Below are 4294 nucleotides of genomic sequence, written 5' to 3'. Positions count from 1 at the left end.
ACCACCCGACACCACCACATCCCACAAACCCTCCGGCGACACCACCCCACCAGGAAAACGACAAGCCATCCCCACAATCACCACAGGATCATCGGCAGGGGCCGCATTCCCGTTCGTCGTGCGGGCCGGTGAAACAGCGGGAATCGTTGCGGTCGACGGGGTCTCGGACGGCGGATCCGCGAACAGACGGCCCAGGAACGCGCTCAGGGCGAGCGGTGTCGGATGGTCGAACACCACGGTCGGCGGCAGCCGCAGTCCCGTCACTTCGCAGAGCCGGTTGCGCAGTTCCACCGCCAGCAGCGAATCGAAACCGGCGTCCCGGAACGCGAGGCCGCCGTCGATGCCGCTCCCGCCCAGTACCTCGCCCGCGATCGACATGACCAGGCGACGGCTCTCCGCCGTCCGTTCGCCCTCCGGCAGTTCGGCCAGCCGTCGTGACCACGGGGTCCCCGTCCGATCCGCGGCGGTCGCGGCGGTCGGAGCGGTGGCGGAAGCCGTGGCCGGTTGGAACGCCGGGACGAACGCCGGGTCGAGTGCCGCCGCCACCACGGTCGGCAGGTCCAGGGCGCGGGCGGCGTCGTACATGCGCAGACCGCGGGCCGCGTCGAGCGGCCGCAGCCCGGTCCGGCGTCCGAGGCGTTCCACGTCGTGCGCCGTCAGCCGGCCCGCCATCCCGTCCGGCAGGTCCCACAGGCCCCACGCCAGCGAACGGCCCGGGAGGCCGAGGTCGGCGCGGTGCCGGGCGAGCGCGTCGAGGAAGGTGTTGGCCAGGGTGTAGTTCCCCTGTCCGGCGGCGCCGAGCGTGCCGGTGGCGGAGGAGAAGAGGTCGAAGAAGGCGAGCGGGGCGGCGCGGGTCAGCTCGTGCAGGTTCCACGCGGCCTCGGCCTTCGGGCCGAGCACGGCGTCGAGTTGTTCGAACGTCAGCGCGCGGACGGTCGCGTCCTGGACGACGCCCGCGGCGTGGACCACGCCGGTCAGCGGGTGATCGGCGGGGACGGCTTCGAGCAGCGCGGAGAGTGCCTCCCGGTCCGCGCAGTCACAGGCGGCGATCCGCACCTGGACGCCCCTGCCCCGCAGTTCCCGCGCCAGCTCGTCCGCTCCCGCGGCCCGCGGGCCGCTGCGGCTGGTCAGCAGCAGGTGCCGTACGCCGTGGTGGGCCACCAGATGCCGGGCGATGCGTGCACCGAGCGCCCCTGTGCCACCGGTCACCAGGACGGTGCCGTGCGGGCCCACCGTCGGGGCGGCCGCCTCGCCGGGACCCGGCGTCCCGTCCGGCCGGGACACGGGCGCCGGCACGGGTACGGACGCCGGCACGGGTACGGGCGACAGTCGCGGTGCGAACAGTGCGCCGTCGCGCAGGGCGAGTTCCGGCGCTCCGCCGGTCGCCACGGCGGTCAGCACCTCGCGCGTCAGACGGGTCTCGTCGAGGTCCCCGTCCAGGTCGAGCAGGACGAAGCGGTCCGGGTGCTCCGACCGCGCCGTGCGGACCAGCCCCCACAGCGGTGCGTGGGCCAGGTCCACCGGTGTCCCGTCAGCTCCCGCGCCCGTGCGCACCGCCCTCCGGGTCACGAACACCAGTCGGGTGTCGGCGAACCGGTCGTCGTCCAGCCAGCTCTGGAGCAGCGTCAGCGCTCTGCGGGCCGCGCGGCGCACGGCGTCGGGCACGTGGGCTTCCCCGCCCGCGACGGCCGACGGCAGGCAGGGCACCAGCACGGCGGCGGGCGGCGGGGCGCCGGCGTCGAGACGCGCACCCGCCTCCGCCACGTCGAGGACGGCGATGAGGCCGGAACGCGGGGCGGACCCGAGCACCCAGCACGCGTCGGCATCGACGTCGGGGGCCGGCTCCGGCACGGTGTCGTCGGCCAGCGGGGTCCACGTCACGTGCAGGAGCCCGTCGTCCGCGGGACCGCCCGGAGCGGCCCGCAGCACCAGCGAGTCCACGGCGGCCATCGGCGTGCCGTGACGGTCCGTGATCCGCAGCGCCACCGCGTCCGGGCCGACGGGGGACACCCGTACGCGCAGCTCCGTCGCGTCACCGCCGTACAGCCGCACGCCGCTCCACGAGAAGGGCAGCCGTACGCGACCGTCGGACGCGGCCCGCCACACGGTCGCGTGCAGCGCCGCGTCCAGCAGTGCCGGGTGCAGGCCGTACCCGGACGTGTCGGTTCCGAGAGGCAGCCGTACGTCGAGGCACAGGTCGTCGCCGAGCCGCCAGGCCGCTTCAAGGCCCTGGAAGGCGGGGCCGTACGCGTATCCGGCCTCGGCCAACTCCGCGTACAAATTGCTCAGTTCCACCGGTTCTGCGCCCGGGGGCGGCCAGGCCGCCTGGTCGAAGTCGGTCGGTGTCCGGGGAGCGCGCGGTGCGAGGATCCCGGTGGCGTGACGGGTCCAGTCGGCGGCCCGCGCCGCCTGTCGGGCACGGCCGGGGCGCGCGTACACGGTGAAGGGCCGCTCCCCCGTCTCACCGACCGCACCGACGACGAACTGGACCTCGACCGTCCGCCCGTCGTCGGGGAGGCGGACCGGTGCCTCCTGGGTCAGTTCGGTGACCGTGGCGGCGCCGTCGAGTGCGGCGATGTGCGCGGCCAGTTCGACCAGGGCCGTTCCCGGCAGCACGGTGTGCCCGTCGATCCGGTGATCGGCCAGCCAGGGGTGCGTGAGGGTGGACAGGGTGCCGGTGAGTGCCTGCGCGTCGCGGTCCGCGAGGGTGACGGCGGTGTCGAGCAGCGCATGCTCCCCGCTGTGCGGCGGGCGCGGCGCGTCGGCGTTCAGCCAGTACCGCCGCCTCTCGAACGGGTAGGTCGGGAGAACGGTCAGCGGGCGTCTGGGGATGACGGCCTGCCAGTCCACCGGCAGGCCGTGCGCATAGGCGGTGCTCAGCGCCAGCAGGATCCCGGCGGCGCCGGCGGCGCCGGGGCGGAGCGCGTCCAGCGGCCGTGGGTGGTCGACCGCCTCGGCGCGGCCGGGTGCACCCGGGTGGTCGGGTGTACGCGGACGGTCGAGCGCATCCGGGTGGCCGGCGGCCCGGTCGTGCGGTGTCGCGACGAGCAGTGGGGCGGCCGGCATCCCCACGAGGGTGCGGCGGCCGTCCTCGGCCAGGTGGCGCAGCGCCGCGTCGAGGTCGGCGGGTTCCCGTAGGGCGTGCAGCCAGTGCTCGGCGGTCAGCTCCCGTGCGGCGTCGAGCGGCCTGCCGGTTCGGGACGAGCAGAGGTCGGTCTTCGTGCGGCGGGGGGGCACTCCGGCCGTGGCCGCTCGCAGTTCCTCGTCGGAGCCTCCGCGCACGTGGGCCGCGCACAGGCGTGCCGCCTCGTCCAGCGTCAGTGCCCCGGCGACATGGGCCGCGACGATCTCTCCCACGCCTTGCCCGAGCGTCGCGTCCGGCCGCACACCGCACCGCTCCCACAGCCGCGCGAGACCGACCCCCACCACGAACGCCACGGCCTCCGGAGGGTCGGCGGGGGTCAACTCGGCGACGTTGCGGCCGAGATGGGTCGCCAGGGCGGCGGCACACTCGCGTACGTACGCGGCGAACGCGGGGGACGCCGCCAGCAACTCCCGTGCTGCGGCGGCGGAGTCCGGTCCACCACCGGCGGTGCCGGTACCGCCGGTACGGGTACCGGCGCCGAAGACGAAGGCGGCCCGGGCGCGTCCGCTCGCGATCCCGGTCGTCAGCAGGGCGTCCGGCATCCCGGCGGCCAGGGCGTCCAGCGCCCCCCGGTAGTCGCCGTCCGCGTCGGGCAGCACGGCGGCGCGGTGGTCGAACCCGGACTGGATGCAGGCCGCGGTGTACGCGACGGCGGACGGGTCGACGGGGCCGTCGTGCGCGGGCCCGGGCTCCGCGCCGCCGGAGAGGAAGTCCGACAGGCGGCGGGCCTGGGTGCGCAGGGCCGTCGGCGTCTTGGCGGAGAGCACCAGCGGCAGCGCCATGGGCGGCCCGGTCACCTCGTCGCCAACGCTGCTCCGTTCGCCGGTGCCAGTGCCGGTGCCGGTGCCGGTGCCGGCGGGGCGGACGCCCGGGAGGCCGGAGGCGGTCTGCGGGTCCCGAAGGATCGGCGCCGGGCTCCCGGCGGCCTGGTCCACTCCCCCGGTGACCGTCTCGGAGTCGCTGAACTCAGGGGGTTCTTCGAGGATGACGTGCGCGTTGGTCCCCGAGATCCCGAACGAAGACACACCCGCCCGCCGCGGCCTCCCCTCCACCCCCTCCCACGCAACCTCCCGCGTCAACAACCGAACCCCACCCCACTCCACCCCACCCACCGGCTCCACCACATGCAACGTCCGCGGCAACACCCCA

Annotated in this window: 1 protein-coding gene; it reads right to left on the bottom strand. The window is 75.5% G+C overall.

The genetic code is table 11. The annotated features are described in order from the left end of the window. Positions 1–4170: SDR family NAD(P)-dependent oxidoreductase (locus tag ACFYOU_RS33275; protein WP_391311044.1), on the bottom strand; the 4170-nt coding region annotated here is incomplete at its 3' end. Between the last annotated feature and the right edge of the window lie 124 nt (positions 4171–4294).

The organism is Streptomyces sp. NPDC005955 (genome assembly GCF_042871255.1).
Taxonomy (GTDB): Bacteria; Actinomycetota; Actinomycetes; order Streptomycetales; family Streptomycetaceae; genus Streptomyces.
This window is presented reverse-complemented; position numbering and strand designations above follow the sequence as displayed.